The sequence below is a fragment of the Microcoleus sp. A6-C6 genome, assembly GCF_036705955.1.
GTDB lineage: Bacteria > Cyanobacteriota > Cyanobacteriia > Cyanobacteriales > Microcoleaceae > Microcoleus.
Genome location: NZ_JAUBVR010000056.1, coordinates 19125 through 41839, shown reverse-complemented (window position 1 = coordinate 41839; position 22715 = coordinate 19125). Strand labels below are relative to the sequence as shown.

At 44.1% G+C, this 22715-nt stretch carries 17 protein-coding genes; 5 read left to right on the top strand and 12 right to left on the bottom strand.

Annotation, left to right across the window (positions count from 1 at the left end):
- Positions 1 to 144: 144 nt before the first annotated feature.
- Together QUB52_RS20570 and QUB52_RS20565 are read right to left on the bottom strand one after the other, a co-directional pair.
- Positions 145 to 879, bottom strand: coding sequence for a calcium-binding protein (locus tag QUB52_RS20570; RefSeq protein ID WP_332974527.1), 735 nt, complete (start codon positions 877 to 879; stop codon positions 145 to 147).
- Between the two features lie 307 nt (positions 880 to 1186).
- Complete coding sequence (locus tag QUB52_RS20565; protein WP_332974526.1) at positions 1187 to 5266, bottom strand: Calx-beta domain-containing protein; 4080 nt, start codon at positions 5264 to 5266, stop codon at positions 1187 to 1189.
- A 285-nt stretch (positions 5267 to 5551) separates the two neighbouring features.
- On the opposite strand from QUB52_RS20565, the gene QUB52_RS20560 reads away from it, so the two are divergent.
- Entirely contained in the window at positions 5552 to 6907 is a 1356-nt protein-coding gene (locus QUB52_RS20560) for an AAA-like domain-containing protein (protein ID WP_332974525.1), read from the top strand.
- A gap of 50 nt (positions 6908 to 6957) precedes the next feature.
- Here the strand turns inward: QUB52_RS20560 and QUB52_RS20555 are convergent, their stop codons facing one another.
- From QUB52_RS20555 to QUB52_RS20545, 3 genes are all read right to left on the bottom strand, one after another.
- Positions 6958 to 7458 (bottom strand): hypothetical protein, encoded by a 501-nt coding sequence (locus QUB52_RS20555; protein ID WP_332974524.1) that lies wholly within the window; start codon positions 7456 to 7458, stop codon positions 6958 to 6960.
- A 41-nt stretch (positions 7459 to 7499) separates the two neighbouring features.
- Positions 7500 to 8360: a calcium-binding protein gene (locus QUB52_RS20550; protein ID WP_332974523.1), complete on the bottom strand. Its 861-nt coding sequence runs from the start codon at positions 8358 to 8360 to the stop codon at positions 7500 to 7502.
- A gap of 239 nt (positions 8361 to 8599) precedes the next feature.
- Positions 8600 to 9406 carry a calcium-binding protein gene (locus QUB52_RS20545; protein WP_332974522.1) on the bottom strand — a complete coding sequence of 269 codons (807 nt, stop codon included), beginning with the start codon at positions 9404 to 9406 and terminating at the stop codon, positions 8600 to 8602.
- A gap of 414 nt (positions 9407 to 9820) precedes the next feature.
- Between QUB52_RS20545 and QUB52_RS20540 the strand changes: the two genes are divergently transcribed.
- A complete protein-coding gene (locus QUB52_RS20540) occupies positions 9821 to 13573 on the top strand; it encodes an AAA-like domain-containing protein (protein ID WP_332974521.1) in 3753 nt (1250 codons plus the stop codon).
- Positions 13574 to 13881: 308 nt separating this feature from the next.
- On the opposite strand, the gene QUB52_RS20535 is transcribed toward QUB52_RS20540, so the two are convergent.
- Positions 13882 to 14514, bottom strand: a complete 633-nt coding sequence (locus tag QUB52_RS20535; protein WP_332974520.1) for a 7-carboxy-7-deazaguanine synthase QueE — start codon at positions 14512 to 14514, stop codon at positions 13882 to 13884.
- A gap of 191 nt (positions 14515 to 14705) precedes the next feature.
- Positions 14706 to 15404, bottom strand: coding sequence for a class I SAM-dependent methyltransferase (locus QUB52_RS20530; protein ID WP_332974519.1), 699 nt, complete (start codon positions 15402 to 15404; stop codon positions 14706 to 14708).
- A gap of 42 nt (positions 15405 to 15446) precedes the next feature.
- Between QUB52_RS20530 and QUB52_RS20525 the strand changes: the two genes are divergently transcribed.
- The 3 genes from QUB52_RS20525 to QUB52_RS20515 all read left to right on the top strand — a co-directional run bounded on the left by QUB52_RS20525 (position 15447) and on the right by QUB52_RS20515 (position 17935).
- Positions 15447 to 15680 carry a hypothetical protein gene (locus QUB52_RS20525; RefSeq protein ID WP_332974518.1) on the top strand — a complete coding sequence of 78 codons (234 nt, stop codon included), beginning with the start codon at positions 15447 to 15449 and terminating at the stop codon, positions 15678 to 15680.
- A 556-nt stretch (positions 15681 to 16236) separates the two neighbouring features.
- Positions 16237 to 17004: a hypothetical protein gene (locus QUB52_RS20520; RefSeq protein ID WP_332974517.1), complete on the top strand. Its 768-nt coding sequence runs from the start codon at positions 16237 to 16239 to the stop codon at positions 17002 to 17004.
- Between the two features lie 484 nt (positions 17005 to 17488).
- Positions 17489 to 17935 (top strand): hypothetical protein, encoded by a 447-nt coding sequence (locus QUB52_RS20515; RefSeq protein ID WP_265235090.1) that lies wholly within the window; start codon positions 17489 to 17491, stop codon positions 17933 to 17935.
- 707 nt (positions 17936 to 18642) lie between these two features.
- On the opposite strand, the gene QUB52_RS20510 is transcribed toward QUB52_RS20515, so the two are convergent.
- The 5 genes from QUB52_RS20510 to QUB52_RS20490 all read right to left on the bottom strand — a co-directional run bounded on the left by QUB52_RS20510 (position 18643) and on the right by QUB52_RS20490 (position 22704).
- The gene (locus tag QUB52_RS20510; protein ID WP_265235091.1) at positions 18643 to 19197 is read right to left on the bottom strand and encodes a cyclic nucleotide-binding domain-containing protein; all 555 of its coding nucleotides are present in this window, start codon (positions 19195 to 19197) and stop codon (positions 18643 to 18645) included.
- 329 nt (positions 19198 to 19526) lie between these two features.
- Positions 19527 to 20516 (bottom strand): DUF1517 domain-containing protein, encoded by a 990-nt coding sequence (locus tag QUB52_RS20505; protein WP_265235092.1) that lies wholly within the window; start codon positions 20514 to 20516, stop codon positions 19527 to 19529.
- A 47-nt stretch (positions 20517 to 20563) separates the two neighbouring features.
- Positions 20564 to 20686, bottom strand: coding sequence for a hypothetical protein (locus QUB52_RS20500; RefSeq protein ID WP_332965902.1), 123 nt, complete (start codon positions 20684 to 20686; stop codon positions 20564 to 20566).
- 16 nt (positions 20687 to 20702) lie between these two features.
- Positions 20703 to 21944, bottom strand: a complete 1242-nt coding sequence (gene lptC / locus QUB52_RS20495) for an LPS export ABC transporter periplasmic protein LptC (RefSeq protein WP_332974516.1) — start codon at positions 21942 to 21944, stop codon at positions 20703 to 20705.
- A gap of 154 nt (positions 21945 to 22098) precedes the next feature.
- On the bottom strand, positions 22099 to 22704 hold the full coding sequence (locus tag QUB52_RS20490; protein WP_096831201.1) for a LabA-like NYN domain-containing protein: 606 nt from the start codon (positions 22702 to 22704) through the stop codon (positions 22099 to 22101).
- Between the last annotated feature and the right edge of the window lie 11 nt (positions 22705 to 22715).

Genomic DNA, 22715 nt, shown 5'->3' with positions numbered 1-22715 from the left:
TCTATCCTTTCTCTTCGCTGTGCTTATCTCAACGGTCAACTTTCAATTTGATGTATTTGCCAAAGTGAGATGCACCCCTCTCCCCCTCTCCCCTTCTCCCCCTCTCCCACTCAATCGCCATACACAATCTATATGAGCAACAGCTTATAGAGGGATGGGAGGCGCGGATAAGAATACTTTATTTGGGTTGACACTCAATAATTTTTGGTCTTGCACAACCCCAATCAAATTATCCTTGTAGAAGATACCAGTATCTTTAACATTGTTGCCGTTCCAATCGCCAAGTTTGAGAGAATAGCCGTCTGCGAAATTGCCTTTAATTTGGATTTTGTCTTCACCTACGCTAAAATCCGTAATCGTCGCATAGCCAGTGCCGAGATAGTAAACATTGTTAACATTACCGAGTACAAATGTGTCCGCACCCGCGCCGCCGTAGAGAGAATCCGATTCAGTACCGCCGCCGATACCGTTACCAGCACCCGAAAAATTAGCACCATCAAGGTAATCGTTACCGTCGCCGCCGCTCAGATAATCTTTGCCGCTTCCTCCGAATAAATAATCGTTGTGAAATCCGCCGCTCAGATAATCTTTGCCAGCACCTCCATACAGCAAATCCTCGCCAGCTTCGCCGTATAATTTATCATTACCCGCGCCGCCATCTAGCTTATCGCCGCCGTAGCCACCGTAGAGGATGTCATCTCCGTCGAGACCTGACAAGATATCATCGCCTTTATTGCCGTAGATTGTATCATTGGAAAGCTGAATTTGACCTTGGTCGTTGATTGTCCAATTTTGTCCAACTAAGGATTTGTGGAGTTTACCGTCGCCGTTGACAGTGTTGTTGTCGTCGTAGTCTGTACCTTTGATAATTGATGACATTTTTGTGGCTCCTTGTTTTTGTCTAATTAGTGCAAGGGTGAGAAAGACTCAACTAACTTGCTTGATGTCTCTAGTTTCTCCTTTCGTAAAGCAAGCGACAATGGGGGAAAAATCAGGTGTTTAAAGAACTAAAAAAGGTTTTTGGTAATTTTGGGTAGGAATAAATCAGGGAGTTCAATATTAAAATAGGGAAAAGTCAGGCTGCATTGATGTAAAAAAATGCGTTGAATCCGTAGTCCGTAAATCTTTAATTGATAAGTCAACCGCAGATGTAAGGCCGATGCAACACGGATTAACGCAGTGCATTTCAAGAATTGAGAGCGAATAAATTAGGTGAGTTAAACTCTGTCAGATTGATTTGAGCAACAGATACGTTATTGAGAGTGGCTAAAATTTGACCTGTTGCTGTCAACCGGATGAAAGTATCGCTATTGGCTTGAGTAATTGAAAGTTGAGAGGAAGTCAAACCTCTAGTAAGGGCGAGCGCATCTTTTCCGGGTTCAAAATCTCGAATGATATCCATCCCTGAATCAGCCCAAAGCAGAAAAACATCGCTCCCACTTCCTCCAATTAAAACATCATCTCCCAAATCGCCACTTAAAAAGTCGTCTCCCGCTCCTCCAAATATGGTATCATTGTTTTCCCCTCCGAAAATCGTATCATTTCCTTCACATCCACCCAGTAAGTCGTTATTTTCATCGCCCCGCAAGTAATCGTTACCACCGCCACCACAGGCAGTATCATCACCTACATTTCCCAACAGAGTATCGTTGCCTTCACTGCCTAAAATTAAATCTCGATCCTTACCTCCCAATAGGAAATCGTTTCCTTTGCCTCCATCCAAGAAATCGGAGTCTTCGTTGCCATTAATGAAGTCGCTATCTTCTCTGCCATTGAGTGAATCTTCTCCTCGATTTCCTAATAATGTATCTCCTCCTTCATTGCCAAGAATAATGTCTTGATTCTTGCCACCAAAAAGCCAGTCATCTCCCGTTCCACCAGAGATAAAGTCGTTGCCTTCGTTACCGTTACAAAAATCATTTCCTTCGCCACCAAACAGGTTGTCGTTACCTTCTCCAGCCTGGAAATAGTCCTCGCTGCTGCTACCGTCGAATCTCTGATTGCTAGCAGTACCTGTGAGGATTCGATCCGTACTATTCACAACTACCTTTTCTGTCGGATTGGGTTGGTTGAGATTTGGGAGGGATAGAGAGTTACAAAGGCAATCTTCTGTCGGAATTTCTGTCGGAATTTCTATCGGAGTTGGCGTTGGTGTCAGAATTTCTGTCGGAATTTCTGTCGGAGTTGGCGTTGGTGTTGGCGTTTCTGTCGGAATTTCTGTCGGAGTTGGCGTTGGTGTCGGAATTTCTGTCGGAGTTGGCGTTGGCGTTTTTATGGGAATCGGTGTCGGAATCGGTGTCGGAGTTGGCGTTGGCGTTGGCGTTTCTGTCGGAGTTGGCGTTGGAGTTGGCGTTGGTGTCGGAATCGGTGTCGGAGTTGGCGTTGGCGTTTCTGTCGGAGTTGGCGTTGGCGTTTCTGTCGGAATCGGTGCCGGAGTTGGTGTTGGCGTTTCTGTCGGAGTTGGTGTCGGAGTTGGTGTTGGTGTCGGAATCGGTGTCGGAGTTGGTGTTGGCGTTTCTGTCGGAATTTCTGCCGGAGTTGGTGTTGAAATTGGTGTCGGAGTTGGCGTTGGTGTTGGCGTTTCTGTTGGCGTTGGTGTCGGAATCGGCGTTGGTGTCGGAATCGGTGTCGGAGTTGGTGTTGGCGTTTCTGTCGGAATCGGAGTTGGAGTTGGTGTTGGAGTTGGAGTTGGTGTTGGAGTTGGAGTTGGTGTTGGTGTTGGAGTTGGAGTTGGTGTTGGAGTTGGAGTTGGTGTTGGAGTTGGGGCATTATCATCATTGAGAATGATGCCCGTACTTTGGTTGGCGGCGGGATCGATCGCGCCGTTGGTAGCATTATTGAGGGTAACGCTGAAAGTTTCATCCACCTCGATTTTGCCGTCGCCCTTAGCAAGTACAACGATCGCCTTTGTTAGCGCTTCTCCAGGATTAAAGATGAGATTACCGTCATTATCTTCGTAGTCGAGATCTGCCGTAGTAGCAGTGCCATCATCTGTCTTGTAGTTAACCGTAACGGGCAAACCAGAAGCATTTGAGAGGCTAACTGTATAGTTGTAGGCGGTTGTTCCTGTATCGCCTTCAGCTTGGTTAATCGTGGCGGGGGCGATGCTGATAGTTGGAGGATTGTCATTATCTGCGATCGTCAAAACTGCATTGTTATATCGATCGCCCACCGTAGCATTTCCAGTAGGATTAGTCAGAGATAAATTAACCGTTTCGTCAGCTTCATCGATCGCATCATCAGCGATCGGAATAGTCACAATTTTTGGTGTGGTATCGCCAGCGGCAAAGTTAATCGCGATCGGCGTATTGGTGTAGTCAGCAGCAACAGCAGTACCATCCGCCAGCGTCAGCGTTGCGCCAACTGCACCTTTGTTACCAGCAATGCGATCGACAGTAATTGCTGCACCTACAACTGTACCGTTTTCATTCACCGTGTAAGCGGGGTTGCTCAATTGCAGTAAGCCGGGGGAAGGTTGAGAAAATTCGGAAGTATCGTTAGTTGTTAAGTTAATAGCATTAGTCACAATCGCCCCTGTTGCAGTTAACACCGGCGATGTAAAATTAGCATTTCCAGCAGCATCAGTCGTGACATTAACAAAGTTGAGGTAAGTTTTTCCTTCGCCGTAACCGCTGGGATCTAAAACAGTATTGTCAAAAAATTCGACGCGGAAAGTTGTATTGGCAATGCTGTTGAGAGTGCCGCTAATAGTAATGTTGCCGTTGCTAGCAGTTGCCGAGTTTAAAATAGGAAAATTTTGCAAGCCGTTGCCGCCTGTATCTCCGTCTCCCAATTCGTTTGGGGTAACGCCGTCGCTAGTTAGGGGATCGGCATCATTATCGAGATCGATGCCTAAACCATTATTAGAAAAGATAGAATTGCCTAAAATTGCTACGCCGTTGCCACCGGTCACTTGAATGCCGCTGCTACCGCTAAATGCGATCGTATTTCCTTCCCCTGCTGCGGTGCCGCCGATGCGGTTATTCACACCAGCATCTTGAGCTATGATGTTGCTGTACAAAGTATTGGGTAAAGGAGTGCTGCCGTCAGCTTGCGTGCCTATATAATTGCCGATAACGCGGTTGCCAATTGTCTGCTCGCTAAGGAATAAGACGCCCATTTGATTGCCGGAAATGACATTGCGTTCTTGCGGTGTCGTGCCACCGACGATGTTGCTTTCGCCAACACCGATAAAGACGCCGATCGGATTTCCCAAAGCGGCAGTACCGCTGATATTTGTGCCGATATAGTTGCCGACAACTCGGTTTGTCGCAGGTACAGCGGCTGGACCAGGCGCTTTTAGAAAAGCAATACCCGCAGTCTGACTGCCAGAAATGATATTGCGTTCTTGAGGCGTTGTGCCGCCGATAATATTGTTAGAAGCGCTGCCAATAGAGATGCCATAGATACTGTTTCCTAGCGCTACATTACCCGTGATATCAGTGCCGATGAGGTTGCCGACAACTCGATTTTGATTGGCAGTTGGGCCGTTAATCAAAATTCCGCTACCGATGCCCACATTGCCAGAAATCAGGTTGTCCTGAATCAGGTTTTCAGGCGCATTGCGGATGCTGATGCCAGCGTTGTTGCCGATCGCAACAGTACCCGTAATATCAGTGCCAATACGGTTGCCGATTACTTGGTTGTTGCGCGCAGCGATACCGGAAATATCGATGCCAAACCCGAAATCAGAATTGTTGTTGCCAGAGATTAAGTTGTTCTCGATCCGATTATCTGGAACGCCATCAATCAAGATCCCTCGGGCGTTGCCCCGATCGACCGTACCCGTTAGATCCGTGCCGATGTGGTTGCTGAGGATCTCGTTGCCGCCATTGGTTTGCAAGCGGATGCCTTCCAAGCTAATAAATCTGTTGATCGCTAAACCTTGCACGGTACTGTTCCCAGCAGTGATAGCAAGTCCGGCAATCCCTATTCCAGCGAGGTTGCCGCTGAGTTCCACCAGTGGCAAACCGTTATAGCCCGCGCCACCTTGACTCCAGCCATCGATGACAACTCGATCGGAGATCGTCGGCAGTGCGGATAAAGGCTGAATTAATTGCTGAGAACCGATCGCCCCGATATTAAAGGCGATCGTGTCGCGATCGGCACCAGTACCGACAGTACCGTTAATTTGCGCTTGTTCTGCCACTGTCAAAGCAGCAAAATTCAGAGTACCATTGGCAACCAGAATTGCCTCTCTGAGCGAGATGACGGCATTCCTGGTATTCAAGTCATCTGTGCTATTAACGGTAATGGTAGCAGCCATGATTTTTCTCCTGATACCCTGGTGTTTGCGAGGTTTGGCTTTGGTTAGTGCGATCGGATTTCTGTAATTGCGATCGACAATCAACTTGCTTCAAAACCAGCTTATTTTATAAGCATAAAACCCACCAGGGGAATAAAATCAGGTATTTCAACAAGCATTGACAGTAAAAACTCAGCTTAAATCAGTTAAAATAGGGAAAAATCAGGGTAATTTCCCGATGGAGGAACAAGTCTTCTCTGGCAATAGTCTGCATACTTACGTATATACGTACTCACGGGCGATCCCATGAAATCAGAATTAGAATTCTCTTGGAGCAAAACCAAAGAATCAGCCGATCGCATTTTTGCTCAAAACACCGGCAAATATCTCAGCGATATCGAAATGAAAGTCCTTCAAGGTTCTTGGGAAGGCAAAAGTTACGATGAAATTGCCAAAACCTACGGCTACAGTGCTGAATACCTCAACAAAGATGTCGGTAACAAATTGTGGCACAAGCTTTCAGAAGCTTTGGGAGAAAGAATTACTAAGAAAAACTTCAAAGAAGCGCTGAGGAGAGCTTATGAAGCAGAACCCAGTCAATCTCTGCACGCAAATCTGCCCTCATCAACATTACCGACGGCCGCAAATTTGCAATTTCCCGAAGGTTCAGTAGCCTTAGATTCACCTTTTTATATAGAGCGTTCCAGCATCGACTCTCTCTGCGAGGAAACGGTTGTCAAACCCGGTTCTCTGATTCGGATTAAAGCCCCGGAGATGATGGGTAAAACTTCACTGATGAACCGGATTTTAGCTAGCGCTGTCCGGGAAAATTATCACGCAGTTTATTTGGATTTGAGCGCCGCCGATCGAGGAATTTTAACAAATCTTGATAAATTTCTGCGCTGGCTGTGCTTGATGGTAAGCCGGCAGTTAAAGTTAGAAAATAAGTTAAATGAATATTGGGATACGGATATTTTGGGCAGCAACGATAACTGTACGGTATACTTTGAAGAGTATTTGCTGGCAGAAATAGCAACTCCTCTAGTGTTGGGATTGGATGAAGTCGATCGCATATTTCCCCACACGGAAGTAGTTGAAGATTTTCTGGGGATGCTGCGAAGCTGGCACGAAAAAGCCAAGATTTCTGATATCTGGAAAAATTTACGGTTGGTAATGGCGCATTCTACGGAGGTTTACATTCCTTTGGATATGAACCAATCTCCGTTTAATGCGGGAGTTCCAGTTGAGTTGCAGGAGTTTGAGAGCCAGCAAATTTATGATTTAGCTCGTCTGCACGGTTTGGATTGGGCTGATGGACAGTTGCAAAAGTTGATTTGTGCGATCGGCGGACATCCTTATTTAGTAAGATTAGCAATGTATGAGGTTAGTTGTGGGAAAATCTCATTAAATCAGCTATTAGAAAATGCTGCCTCAGAATCGGGAATCTACAGCAATCATTTGCGGAGGCATTTAGAAATTCTGCAACAAAATCCCGAATTAGCTTTAGCTTTGAAAAAAGTTGTAAATTCCCCGGAAGCAGTTGAATTGGATTCAATGCAAATTTATAAGTTGCACAGCATGGGAATTGTGGGGCGGCAAAACAATTATGTGATGCCGCGCTGCAATTTGTACCGCGAGTATTTCTGCCGTGTTTTAGGTTAAAGAAAACACGCTCACCTTCCGGTGAGACGTAGGGCTTCTCGCGAGTTAAGCTAATTTTTTTTCAAAGTGAGCTTCCAATTTGTATTGCCAACCTTTTCGCAAGAAAGCTGGGTATTGTTGGGAAGTTTGCATTTGAAAAACCAACTAGGTTTTTTGTCTTTTTGCTTGAATTCCAAAGTTGCACTATTAGCACCTAAAGAGGAAACTACTGCACCACTTTCAAAAGGAGTGTTATTTTCTCCTATAAATTTCCATGTTCCTTGCTGGTTTGCTCCCTGTTTGATAACCATTTCAACAGAGGTTAAGGCATCATCACCTTGAGAATAAAGATTTCCTTTCCAGTTACCGACAATCGAAGATGGGGAAGTAATTACTTCATTAATTTGAAGGTGATTAACCTGTTGTGATTTTAAAGGGTTGGCAAAAACTTGAGAAGTGTTACCTAAAATTGCCATTGCAGAGGAAAAAGATACTGCCATCAAGGTGGCAAGGACGATAGATCTTACAGGCCGTACAACTGAGATTTTTTGGTTTTGAATGTTGTTATTCATGATGATTCTCCAAGTAATGTTGTTGGTAATAAAATCAGGTATTAGAGCGGACTAGATGCAGAAACAAACACCTGATTTGGGTTGAGATTAGTAATGTTTTGGTCTTGCACAACACCAATTAAATCACCCTTGTAGAAGATTCCCGTGTCTTGGGCATTGCTACCTTCCCAGTTGCCAAGCCCAAGCGAGTAACCGTCTGTTAGAAGGCTTTTAATTTGGATTTTGTCGCTTTGAATTAAGCTAAAGTCCGTAATTGTGGCGTAGCCATTTCCGAGGTGGTAAACACTATTTATGTCACCCAACACGAAGGTGTCTTTTCCAATGCCACCTGTGAGGATGTCGAATTCATTTTGCCCAAAGCCGTAACCAGTAAGTTGATCGTTACCGCTGTCGCCTAAGAGAACGTCGTTGCCCGTACCGCCAAGTAGAGCATCATCTAAATTACCACCAATCAGGCGATCGTTGCCAAAACCACCAACTAGATAGTCGTAGCCAGCGCCACCATATAAAGTGTCATTACCAGAGCCACCATCGAGAACGTCGTTGTCAAACCCACCATCTAAATAATCATTACCAGCGCCACCATACAGCTCATCGCTACCAGAAGCGCCGTACAGCTTGTCATCTCCACCAAGACCCAACAATATGTCGTTGCCTTCATAGCCATAGATTGTGTCAAATCCCAGTGTTAATAGAGGGCCATTCGGGCCTTGAATCCATTCGGGATCGTTTCCAACTAGCTTGGGTTTATCGATACCGTTGTCGTTGAAGTTAGTGCCATTAATAATTGCCATTTCTGTTACTCCTTGTTGTTCAAAATTAGGACGTAGAGATTGAGCGACCTGTACGATCGCTACTACATTGCTTTGAGTCGTTAAAACTTGATTTATTCCCTCTGCCATAACTTTTGTAACGCCGTCAAATAATACGGCTAAGTTTAACCAGGCAGAGGGCGATCGGCTTAGCCAGGAAATGGATCGCCAAGGATAAAGTCTGTTGGTGTGACATTGATGGTGTCTTGTAACACACCAATTAGATCGTTTCCGAACTTGATATTAGTATCTGGAACATTCGGATCGCCATACCCAAAGTTTCCAAACTCCAGTTTGTAGGGTTCGCAGTGCCTACCCTACAAATAGAGTTACACAAAAGAGAGAGTTAAATCCGCAGCCATGGTGTCTGCCACTACCGCAATCATGTCACCTTGATAAAAGATTTTAGTGTCTTTCAGTGACTTATTGCCGTAATCATAGGAACCAGATACAAATTCGTAATCGTTCTTTTTGCCCACCATCAAGATTGCATCTCCATCTGCTGTTTTAAAGTCCATAATTATCGCATAGGCGTGTTCCCCTAGACCATCTAAGTAAGGAATATCGTAGTATGGGCCATCGATAACTAGCGAGAATGTATCGGATCCCGAACCTCCTATTAAAGTATCGACTTCATTAATATCGTATCCTCCTTCATGGTTGCTATGACCGATGAGAATGTCATTGCCACTATTGCCTTCTAGCCAATCGGAATCTCCACCGCCATAGAGGACATCTTGACCGCTACCGCCATACAAAAAGTCGTTACCGTCAAGACCTTTGAGTGTATCTGCACCTCGACCGCCAAAGATTGAATCGTCTATGTAATGCTTTCCTACTAGATAGTCATTTCCTGCGGTTCCTACTATCCTGTTAGGATTAGGTAAACTGCCGAGTGTATCCATAGTGCCGAACAAGCTCTTAGTAGAGTTGCTGTCAGAGGCAATTACGTTACGTGTTTCTACGATTGGATTTGTATCGATGTCTGGCCGGGGAACATCGGTTAAATCTTCAATAACACGCGGTTTATTTGGCTTCGGATCGCCATCGATTTCTGGTCTGCGAATATCGGTGAAGTCTTCAATTAAACCGAATGTAGGAATGTTGGTATCGGCGATAGTTCTAAGTTCTGTCATGGGAGTTATTCCTCTTGGTGAATATTTATTAATTGGGCGAAAGTTATAAGTGTTTATATTTGTTTGCTGCACTTGTTTCTTTCTGTTATCAGTTTCGTACTAAATTTAATGAACGGCAATGGTGATAAAATCAGGTATTATAGGAACCTCTCAATCACTTGAATCTCTGAATTTATAGGAAAAAATCAGGTGCACCCTGACAAAGCACCATCAAAATCAGGATGTAAACATCAAACCAAAGAAACCGGGTTTTTGCCTAATTTTTCAGCTACAACGAAGGATTTGCCCAAAAAACCCGGTTCCTGACTGCCGATTCGCCAGTCGTCAAAATCTTAAAAAGTCAGGTTTTTTTGGTAAATCGCTAAATAGTCAGGTAAGCGATCGTACAATCAAGTCAAGATTTTGGTGCAAGCAATGATGAAAGAATTTCCATTTAGTTATGAATATCAGATTGGCGGGAGTCTCCCAGCAGATGCGTCTAGTTACGTGACGCGGCAAGCAGACTTGGACTTTTACGAAAGTTTAAAAGCTGGTGAGTTTTGTTACGTTTTGAATTCCCGGCAAATGGGTAAGTCTAGTTTGCGGGTGCGGGCTATGCAAAGGTTGCAAGCTGAAGGTACTGTTTGCGCTTTTATCGATTTAACTGGGATTGGTAAGGAGGATGTAACTGCGGAAAAATGGTATGCTGGGATTGTTAATTCTTTGGTTAGTAGCTGTCAGCTAGGAAGTAAAATTAATTGGCGGAGTTGGTGGCGCGATCGCCGGGATTTGTTTTCGCCTCTACAGCGGTTTAGTTTGTTTATTGAAGAAGTTGTTTTAGTTGAAATAGAATCAAATATTGTTATTTTTGTTGACGAGATCGATCGCGTTTTGAGCATGAATTTTTCTACGGATGAGTTTTTTGCTCTAATTCGCTGGTTTTACAATCAAAGAGTTGACAATTTTTTATACCGGCGTTTGACTTTTGCGCTGTTGGGGGTGGCGACACCGGCGGATTTGATTGCTGATAAAACTCAAACTCCTTTTAATATTGGTAAGGCGATAAATTTAGGCGGTTTTAAAATTGATGAAGTGCAGCCTTTGATTGATGGTTGGCGGGGACAAGTTGGTGATGCTGAAAGTGCGTTAGCGAAGCCCTCGCAGAGGATCGCCCAAATCTTAGATTGGACGGGGGGACAACCTTTTTTAACGCAAAAGCTATGCAAACTGATGCTTGAGGAATCTGCATTGGGAAATTTGCGATCGGTTGAAGAGGTGGTGCAGTTGCGGATTGTGGAGAATTGGGAGTCTCAGGATGAGCCTGAACATTTGAAAACTATTCGCGATCGCATTTTGAGAAATCAGCAAAAAGCAGGCCAGTTATTAGGGCTTTACCAGCAAATTTTGCAATCCGCAAACCCCCCCCAACCCCCCCTTGCTAAGGGGGGGCTAAATACTCAAGAATCCTCCCTTAGCCCTGAAAAAATAAGCGCAAACCCCCCCCAACTCCCCCTTGCTAAGGGGGGGCTAAATACTCAAGAATCCTCCCTTAGCCCTGAAAAAATAAGCACTCTTACTCCCCCCCTTAGCAAGGGGGGGCAGGGGGGGGTTCTTGCCGATGGCAGTCACGAACAAACAGAATTGCGCCTCTCAGGTTTGGTGGTTCTGCATCAAGGCAAATTAAAAGTTTACAACCTAATTTATGCCGAAATTTTCAATCTTGAATGGGTGGATAAACAGTTAGCCAAGCTTCGCCCCTATGCGGAAAATTTTAATGCTTGGAATGCTGCCAATTTTGAAGATAATTCGCGGCTGCTGCGGGGAAATGCCCTACAAGAAGCTTTAGATTGGGCAAAAAATCAAAGTTTAAGTCCTCTGGATTACCGCTTTTTAGCGGCGGCTCAAAATTGGGAAAAGCGAGAAGTTCAACAGGCTTTAGTCGTCAAAGAAGAAGAAGGTCAGATATTAGCAGATGCGAATGAAATTTTAGTTTTGGCTCAACAAAAAGCAAAACTAAAATTAACTCAAGCCCAGCGGAGGGCTACTCGGATTGTGGCTATCGGTTCTATAGTTTTGGCAATTTCTATCATCACAGCAATCTCAATCCAATTACAAGTAAAACAAGCCCAACAGCAACTAGCAGAACAACAAGTAATCTTGCAAACTTCATTCTCTAAAGCAGCTTTGGTTTCCGATTCTTTTGAGGCGCTGCTGAAAGCGTTACAAGCAGCACAACAGATCAAAGGATTAGAAAAATCAGCCAGCAATGAGACACAGATACAAGTAACCAGGGGGCTACAACAGGCAATTTATCATGTTAGAGAACGCGATCGCGCGATCGGTCATCGTGGCGCTATCAGAAGTGTAACTTTCAGTCCCGATGGCAAAATTTTTGCTTCTGCTAGCGAGGATCGTACAGTAAAATTATGGAATGCTAGACCAGCTACATTAATATCAACCCTGACAGGACATACTGGTAGAGTTACGAGTGTGAGTTTTCATCCTCAAGGCAAGATTTTGGCTTCTGGAAGTGAAGATGGTACTGTCAAATTGTGGGATGTAACGCGCAGCACTTTAATTAAAACTATTAAGGCTCATCATAGCTGGGTGAGAAGTGTCAGCTTTAGTCCTGACGGTCAAATTTTCGCTTCCTGTAGTTCCGCTGGTTTTATCAATTTGTGGAAAACAGCCGACGCTACATTATTAAAAACTCTGAAAGCACATACCCAGAGCGTTACCCATATTAGTTTTAGTCCCGATGGTAAAACTCTCGTTTCTGCAAGTTTTGATACAACCGTGAAGCTTTGGAATATTGGCGATGGAACTCTCATAAATACTCTGGAAGATCATAAAAGTAACACCAGAAGTGTCAGTTTCAGTCCCGATGGTAAAACCTTAGCTTCTACCGATCAAGACGGCATAGTGAAACTGTGGAATGTAGTAGATGGAACTTTACTGCAAAACCTTCCAACCCATCGCAGGGCTGTCTGGAGTGCAATTTTTAGTCCAGATGGCAATACTCTAGCCACTATCAGTTCCGATAGTACAGTCAAATTGTGGAATTTAGAGGATATAAACGACAATACAACTGAACCGCAACTTCTTAAAGGACATCGTGGCAGAATTTTGAGTATTGGTTTTAGTCCCGATGGCAAAACTCTGGTTTCTGGAAGTTTTGATAGTGCAATTAAGCTCTGGAATTTAGAGGTGAGGGAACCGCAAACCATTAAAGGAAATAGCACTAATGTTCGAGCTGTAAGTTTTAGTCCCGACGGTAAGATGTTAGCTTCCGGTAGCGACGACTTTAAAATAAAGTTATGGAATAAGAAAAATGGTACTTTACTCCAAACTCTCAGCGGTCATCAAGGTCTGGTGCTAAGTGTTAGTTTTAGTCCCGATGGTAATATATTAGCTTCCGGCAGTGTTGACAAAACAATTAAGTTGTGGAATGTGCAAGATGGTAGACTACTAAAAACTCTCAACGGTCATAGCGCTTGGGTGAGAAGCATTCGCTTTAGTCCAGATGGAAAGACTTTTGTTTCTGGCAGTTCTGATAGTACGGTAAAACTTTGGAATGTAGCAGATATGAGGTTATTGCAAACCTTTAAAGAACCTCGCAGTATTGTAACCGATTTAAGTTTTAGTCCAGATGGAAAAGCTCTAGTTGTGGCTTGTTCTGACGGTGATATACAGCTATTAAATTTAAAAACAAGGAGTTTAAGGCAGAGTTTTCCCGCCCATAGCGGTTGGGTAGCTACCATTAGCTTTAGCCCAAATGGTAAAATTTTTGCTTCTGGTGGTTCGGATAGTATAGTCAAACTATGGAATGCAGAAAATGGCAGATTATTGTTCACCCTAGAAGGACATTTATCTGATATAACCAATATCAGTTTTAGTCCAGATGGCAAGACTTTAGCTTCCTCTAGCGATGACGGTACAGTGAGGATATGGAATGTAGAAAATGGTCTGGAAATATCAACTTTAGAAGGACACCTTGGCAGCGTTACCAGCGTGATGTTTAGTCCAGATGGTAAAACACTGGCTTCTAGTGGGCTTGACAATACTATCAAGTTATGGAACTTAGAATTTGATTTAGATCATTTTATCAGACAAGGCTGCTTATGGTTGGAAGATTACTTTGCTTCTCATCCTGAAGAGGCGAGAAAATTTAGCAAAATATGTAAATAAATAATTTATGGCTGAGAAATTATATTGCTAACCATCCTGAATAAATGGCAATTGCCGATTTGTGCGATGTTCAAAACTGAAATAAATCATTCCAAAATTCATCGCTGGTAGGGGCGGGTTCACCAACCATTTATGATAAAAATGAATAATATTGTGAACCCGCCCCCACCAACAAAGAATAAAAAAGCACATTAATTTATTGAGTAAGAGGTTGATGTGAATCATGGCGGGGATAGGGCGGGTTTATGAGATTATTTGTGGGTTTCATAGATAGTTGATGAACCCGCCCCTACAGGATTTTTGAAGGTTTATTGCACACCAATAAATTTGTGAGTTTGCAAAGATAACCTATAACTCGGATGCTGTTTGAGCAATTCCAAAATAATCGGAATTGCCCGATCGCGTTTTTCCCACTCCGGCTGCAAAAATACAGGAATATTCATATTCTCAACAAAATATTTTCTATAAAAATTAACTTCTTCGCCCGTGCTAACCACCAACTTAATTTCATTAGCTTTCTTCCAGAAATGCTCTTGTACCGGATATCTAGGATTGACGTGTTCTTTAGGAGAAAGAGTAATCCAAGCCAGCGGCGAAACATCCTGCCAATAAGCGCCAGAAGTTTCAATACTCACCTGCTTGTCAGCTTCTAACAATGCTGCAACTAACTCCGGCAAATTCTGGTGAATAAAAGGTTCGCCGCCAGTAATGACAACTCTCGGAGACTGCAATTCTGCCAATAGTTGAGAGATAGACTGCGGCAGAGATGGCAAACTTTTTCCACCATTTCCGTACCCTGTATCGCACCAAGGACACCCCACGGGACAACCGGCCAATCTAATAAAATCAACTAAAGTACCTGTCCAATAACCTTCGCCTTGAACAGTACACTGAAAAGTTTCGTGAATTGGTAATTTTATTTGTAAATTTGATGCCAGCATTTTCACTTGAAATCAATAATATTTGTTGAAGGTTTTGATTAATTGTAATTGATCGTCGGTAATTGATATAGTCCTAGATGGGCCTGTCGGCAGAAACCGGGTTTTTCACAATAAAACTGTATCGCGGCCTTCAATACAGATAAAAACCTGGTTTCTTTGGCCTTAATAAAATTCCCAGCAACTACAAGTCTTTAATTGTGATGTTCCGGTTCCATCATAGTCGCCCAGCGGCGTTTAAGGGCTAAAGTCAGTCCGTCAGCAATGGGGACAACACTAAGAGTAATTCTCGGATCGTTACGCAATTTGTCGTTGAAACTACGAAGGGCGGTGGTACTTGTGTCTTGTACTTGAGGATCGGCAACTCGTCCCGACCACAGAACGTTATCAATTACAATTAAACCGCCATTGCGTACAAGTTGGAGCGATCGCTCAAAATAAGCCTCATAATTTTCTTTATCAGCGTCGATGAACGCAAAATCAAAGGTTCCGGCTTGTCCCTCGGCTATGAGTGTGTCGAGAGTATTTAGTGCTGGGCCCAACTGCAAAGAAATCTTGTTTGCTACACCCGCAGCTTCCCAATAGCGTCGTGCGATCGAAGTATATTCCTCGCTGACATCGCAAGCAATAATTTTACCGTTAGAAGGCAGCGCTAAAGCTACACACAGCGAGCTATAACCAGTAAAAACGCCAATTTCTAAGGTTTTTGTCGCTCCCATAAGCTGCACCAGCATCTCCATAAACTGACCTTGTTCGGGAGCTATTTGCATCATACCCATAGGATGCTGAGCAGTTTCTTCTCGCAGCGCAGCGAGAATATCTGGTTCCCGCAGGGAAATAGATAACAGATAATCGTAAAGTTGATTTTCTAGGCCAAGAGTTGAGTTCGCCATCGGTTTGTCCTTGCTGCTGACTTTTGATTTTAGATTGTAGACGTGCAGTTATTGGAAATCGGAGACGGTAGAGTTAATTTTAGCACCTATTTTGCTGTGGCCGATCGCAGGTTGCAGTATCACCGCCTTGGTAACAAGCTGGTAATTGGCTCAACGTGCGATCGACCTTTCAATCAGTTTATCTCAGCCGCAGGCGATCGAGCAGCTCTGCAAAAGAAAACTGGAGAGAGGAGCATTTTGACATCGCTGCGTTTTTCCCCAAGTGTAACCCTGTGAGTTATACCAGTTCAAAAAAGAATGCTACTGTAGACAAGCTGCAAACCCAGATACAATCAGTCATTACTAATCTCAAAGCTTAAATTTCAAATGATATGACTTGAGGAAAATCTGACTTTATCCCGATCGCTAATCGCTAATAAGTAATTATTTAGAATTTATGCAATTCTCACAACAAAACCGTTTTATTTAACTATTATTGATCGGTGAAAGTCCGTGTATTTTTTTTTAACAAACCAGGCATCTGGAAACTATTGTGTCCTGGAATATTACTAATCACTAATAAACTGGGTTCAACAATAGGACGCTTTCTCAACTGTCACAGCTTATTCTTCCATACCTCAAAAACCTACCCACAATCAAAATAGCATTCCACGATTGAGATATAGCAAGTATTTCGCCGAAAAGCCAGGTTGGTTGCAACCCTTGCCTCGCACTGTTACTCATAACTAATCAACCGGGATTAATAGGACGATTACTTAACTGTCACAGTTTCGGACTCCAGACTAAAACAACCTACTCACAATCAAAATAACATTTCACAAAGGCTCTCGTTATGTACAGTTTTGCAGGTTTCGGTGCCGGTACTGGCATATTTTTATTGTTAGTTTTTGCCATTCTGCAATGGCTGCACGTCCCCGCCGGCAGTTTTATTGATTGGGTAATTGCCATTGCTATTTTTGAATGGCTGTTGCTGATAGTTACAGTTCCTTGGAATGTCCATTTTGAAGCTAAAGAAGTTTTAGCGCAAGCCGCAGAATCTACTAAAAGAAATATTACTGTCGATCAGGAACAACTCAAATACGTTAATGTATTAGTTAGCCGATCGCTCTTTGTGGCGATCGCCCTGCATCTCGGAAGCGCGATCGTACTTTACGCCTTATCCGCCACTGGAATTAGTGCTGTGGGCTATCTCAGTTCCGGTGCTGCACTGCTGTTAACTGTAATGCGTCCAGCTATCCGAGGTTATCAGTATTTAGCCCAGCGGCTGACAAGTATCCGCAGCCAATTTTTGTACCCCCGCGAAGATATTGTCGAACTCCGCAGCCGCTTTGCAAGCTTAGAATCTACAGTTAAAGATTTAGCCAATCAATTCAGTTTAAATAATCCGAATTCGTGGGTGGCTGTCCAAGAGCGGGAGCAACAGGCCACCACAATAGAATTAACTAATTTATCCGCATCTCTACAATCTTTGCGATCGAAAAATCAGGCAGAACACACTAAACTGGCAAGAGATGCAGAAAGTGCAATCGCCCAGCTTACCGACGACGGACAATTTCTCAACCACGTCCGCGAAATCATCCGCTTCTATAAAGAAGCATAAAAAAAGTCAGTAGTCAGTAGTCAGTAGTCAGTAGTCATTAGTCATTAGTCATTATTCATTTTAGCCTGAGCGAAGCCGAAGGCTAGTCATTGGTCATTTTAGCCTGAGCGAAGCCGAAGGCTAGTTATTAGTCATTGGTCATTAGTGCTTTCCCCTCCGAGCGAACGTCCAACGTCCGAACGTCCCCGATCGGGAACGTCATTAGTCATTAGTCATTTTCGCAATTTCCAATTACGAATTCCCGATTACCAATGACTAATGACTAATTCTCTATCTTTAGATAGATGCCATATACTCGCCCGGTGTAAATTTTTGAATAAAAACACAATTAAATCTGTCTTGAGGAAGACGGAATAAGTGTATTATAGATAACAGCAATTTTGAGGAAACTATAACCAAAGATAGTTTGTTAATGAGTTAGCTTAAGCTTAATATTAAAGTATAAGCGAAAGACCTTTTTGAAAAGATAACTCAGGAAAAAATCATGACTAATCGCCAACCAACACCGCCCGAGAGTGAAATTAGCAAATCAACACCAACCGACGAACAAATCGAAGCTAATATGGAAGCTCCCCACTACGACAGGGGCATTACTCCTGCTGAGACAGCAGCGCGACAAGAGCGCGAAGGCTCTAACTTCATGCACGCAACCACCGAAGCAAAGCAGAAAAGCGCCAAAACAGACGACCAAACCGATGACGAAAGCATTCACACTACAGATGGTTATACAGTAGACCAAGAAGGTCTTGTTAACAATTACGCGATCGAACCGGAAATGTACATCAACGAACCGGGCGATTTGAGAGCAAAAGATGAAGCCGAAGCCGCAGAACGCGCTCGCACTCTCGCAGAAATCAAAGATAAAAAAGGTGAGGAAGGAAAACTCACAGAAGAAGCAGACACCCGTCACAAAGGGCCGGGAATTATTTAGGTTGTCTGGTTTGTAGTAGCGCTTGGGCGCGTGAGGTTGCAACTGCAAAGGGACGGGTTTTTTTAGGGGAAAGGTCGATCGACCTTTCCGGTAAAACCCACCCTTATTTTGTTTTAGACTGATGTTTTGATAATATACCTCTTGGAAAAATACCTAGGATGGGCGTCTCGCCCATCCTAGGTAGGGCTTGCTGAATAGAACTAGAAGCTTTTACTGCCAATGGTTTCAAGATTTTTAAACACAAAAAAGTGCAAGGTTATGACGTTTTTTGGCTCAAAATCCTTGGATTTCGGTGAAAAATTGTGGAGTAAATTTGGGAACCCATCTCCGAATCTCCCATTTTTCAAGCTGTTTGGCGCCTAGATTCGATTTGTGGGCTTTTTCAGCAAGCCCTAGGTATTTTTTGATTGTGGGATGGGTGTCCCGCCCGTCCTAAAACTTAATTAAAAGGACTTTTGCTATTCAGGTCTAATTTAGGACTTAATATTATCCGCGGTCAATTACCTGCAATAAATAATAGTTCGCTCCTGAGCACTTCAGTCAAGCATCATGGATCTGGGCTGAAGCCCTCACTACAAACTAATATTGTATTCGGAGATGATATTAGCACGGGTGGTTAAAAAACCCAGGTTGATTAAGTATAAAGTAGGAGTGCTTCAGTTTTGAGATTTTAAAGTTGACATCAATGCGAATTTAATTAAAATTAATCAAGCCTTAACATTTTCCCTCAGCCAATTAAACTTGGCCTGAGCTAGCGCCAAATTTTCCAAGACGTTCGGATTAATATCATCGCGTTCTAATTCTGGTTGATCCAATTCTATATTGCGACCGTATTCTATATGTCTGATCGTACCGCGCATCCTGTCTGCCAGACACAGAGAAATTCCGTAATAAAATCGGGAAGCAAAACCCATATCGTGTTGAAGCTTAATGATTAACAGCCGCCGGGGAATTGCCAGCAAGTGAGTTTCTTCGATCGCTTTCACCGTTGCCAAAGGAGGGCGAGCGTCAATGAAAGAAACTTCTCCCACAAGTTCTCCACTGCCTATTTTGGCGAGTTCTTTACTCTGCTCAGCTTCGATCCAAACGCTCATACTCCCCTTCAAAACAATGTAGAGCGCATCATGCTGTCTCCCTTCATGGATCAAAATCGCGCCCGGTTTGAGAATTTCTTTTTTGCCTTTTTGGACTATCCAGTCGATATCGTCATTATTTAACTGGCTCAAAATAAAAAGTGCTTTTTTTCTACTGCTGTCGGCCATAACTTTAGCTCCCGATCGCTTTTTATATTAAATTTAGAGGGCGCGCGGTCGCAACTTCTTCCGAAGCAGTCACTCCTCGCTGAACACAGTTTTTTTATCCTGCCTAACTTCTTCGCAAAACCCTTAGAGGGCAAGCCTTGCCAATAGCAGATCAATCAAGCTGAATATTAATCTCTCAATACTAGCATTTGTTGAACAATCTTTTGTAGCTCGATCGGCATTCCACAAAATCCTGCTTCAAGTCCGTATTCAAACCAATCGGGTTGGCCCGCACAGCTTTGCAGCCCGATGGGGCGCGGGAGACAATACTCCGCGCCCCATCTTGCTCGCTAAATCGATCGCAAATCAGGATAGCCAGCCAACATATCATCAGCAGTCAGAGTATCGCCGTTAGCTTGAGGAGTCCACAGCACCTCAACCGCCAGCAACTGCTCGCTCGATACTCCCCCAATCTGGCGCAAAGCTTGGCGCAAATCTTCAGAGTTTTTCACTACTGGCAATTGCAATTTGCCTTGAGTACCGACAATCACCGTCACCACAATAAACTCACCCGGTTCTGAATTCAAATCAGTACCAACTAGCGCGCCGTTTTCCTGCAAAACTGGCAGGTTATTGCTGCTCCCTGCTTGCCGGAGCTGGTTGTTATAATTCGAGAGCGTTTCTTCAGTAAACTTACTGCGTTCTGCCAAAGAAAACTGGTTAAATTTAGCTTCGGCTGCTTCCAAGCGAGTTTGCACAGAGTCAGCGCCCGCGTAAACCCAATATTCAGGATGTCGCAGCATCGCCAGAGTAGATTCTTGCAGCACTTGAGCGCGACCGGCCGCTGTATCCGTATTCACTTTGCGCGCTAGCGAGTCAAGTTCGGCCTGCAAACCGCGTGCCTCTGCTAGCAAACCAACTTGCAAGCGGGCCACAGATACTGTGGTAGTAGGGGCGCTGTTGCCGAGTTCGTCAGTTGAATTCCCGGCGCGACGGAAGCTTTGAACGAGGAAATTCGCGATCGAAATAAAGATCAAAATCGAGAACAGGCCACCAAACCCGCCGCCAAAACCGAAAAACGGCAGCAAGAAAGGGAATCCGAAACCGCCACCAAAACCGCCGCCATAGCCACCGGGGTAGTAACCCCCTCCAGACGGGGCGTTGCGAGTCGGAGACGAGTAACTGCGCGCCGGAGCTCTAAAAGATCCGCCACCCATCCGTCCTCCGCTGCGAGCAGCCAGAGCTCCGTCAGCGTTACCGAGGGCTAGCGTCAGTACCAGACCGATCGCAAATAGTGATTTCAAAAGCGGTTTGATCTTTGAAATTAGTTGCTTGTACATAAGACCGTTACTATTCGATACATTTATAATTTACAGTCTATTCTGGCTTATGGGCAGCCCGGTTCCAGGTATGCAGCGTGCGAGATATCCGTACCAACCCATCCCAGCACCCTGAGGGAACCAGAAAAACTAGAGTCCGAAGCCACTGTCTGCCATATCACTTGACGCATAATTTTCGCAACAATCCTATTTACTGTCCAAAATTCCCTTATTCTCATCCGGGACAAATTCCGTAACAACTTGGCCACCACCACCGTCACCTTTGACAATCACAGTTTGATTTTTCAACTCTCCCGCCGCCCTCGGCCCAGTCAAATTAAACACCGGATTTAGTTGCTTGTAAACCACATTTCCTTCTGCGTCAAAAGTTTGGTTAGTTAAATACCACGTTACGCGATCGGTATTTAATTGAGATTGACGTTTTTCCCCAATTCCTACCACATTTCCCGTCAAATAAAAAATCTTTTTCTCTAAATCTCCCCGCCCCGTATCCCCAGTCATCGTCACCTTTTCCACCCGGTGAAAAACCTTTACAGGCCCGGGCGATATCACAGATTGGGCCGGAAAATTCCAACTCATCAAACTGCTTTCTATTTGCAGCGGTGGGTCTGATGGCATTAATTGAGCGTTTTTCGTTAATGTCGCAATCTTGGTTTTTAAGTCTACATCTACCTGGTCAGCAAAACCGCTGTCTGTTACTTTTTGATCTTTATATCTGTCAATTTGAGTCGGTTGGTCGCTGTGTACCTTTTGTTGCTCCACAAACCATACTAAATGCTCGGTTCGCAATTGCAAAACCGGATCTTTAACATTCGCCACCACAGAGCCGAATAATTCCATCCTCTTAGCCCTACTGAAAACCCGCGCTTCCTTGGCTGAAGCAGTAACCTGTTTGTTCTGTCCAATCAAATTATTGCGGACAACTAAAACATCTTCCTTCGGCCGCCACTCCAACTCATTTCCCCGCAATACCACGCCATTTTTTAGGTCAGTAGCGACTATGTTACCTTTGAGAAAAACCTGATTTCCTTCCTGAAACACCTGCCCAGTGTCTCCCTGAATATCATAAATTTCTTTGCCGTCCTGAAACAATTTTCCGACTGGTTTCTGAACGTCAACTATCTTGTTGTCTTTGCTGTAAACGGCATTTTTCGAGTTTACTTTCCAGAACGTCTCGCCCTTTTCGTTTGCTTGTTCTAGGGTTACTTTGTTCAAAGTTAGAGTGCTGTTTGACTGCTGAGCAGTTTTGATATCCTCAGCTAATTTATTCTTTTGAGTCTCTTGCGGAGCCGCACAAGCACCAATCCCCAAAATCATTGCTGCCAAACATAGCGGCACCAATTTTGAGGATTTTAAATTAGGAATTTGTGATTTGAGATTAATCATTGCTAATTCATCATTGGGCATTGGGCATTGGGCATTGGGCATTGGTAATTGGCTAATTAAAAACACTAATCAAAAATCTGTCAGACTTGAGCTAAATTTTTAACTTCTAATTTTCAATTATTCAACCCATCAGCTATTACCCCTTAACTATTACCCATTCCCCATTCCCCATCCCCCATTCCCGATTCCCGATTCCCTATCTGTCGTCGTGTTCGTCCATTAAGCTCAAGCCCGACAATGGGCGGTAAGCATAGTTAGGGCGCGATGTTTTTTGGATGTCGTCCTTAATCATTTCCAAATCGATGTAGCGATCGGCTACATTAATCAAACTGTCACTTGTCATCGATCGCAAACTCACGACTTCCACCCGCACGCCGCGATAGCTCACAGCATCCACAGCATAAGCCAAATCGCCATCACCGCTGACCAAAACCGCCGTGTCGTAAGACCCGACTAAGGCCATCATGTCCACAGCAATTTCTACATCCAAGTTCGCCTTCTTAGAACCATCTGGTAACTGCACCAAATCCTTAGAAATCACTCGGTAGCCGTTGCGACGCATCCATAGCAAAAACCCCTGCTGTTTCTCGTTAGTGCGATCGACACCAGTGTAGAAAAAAGAGCGTAACAGCCGCGAACCCGCAGTTAAACGGCACAGCAGCTTAGTGTAATCAATCTCAATTCCCAACTGCAAAGCCGCGTAAAAAAGGTTAGAGCCGTCAATAAAAATTGCTACTCGACCGCGATTTTCCAGAACCTGTTCCGGCGTAAAAAGGTCGTTGCTTTCTATTCTATTCAACATCATTGTTATGC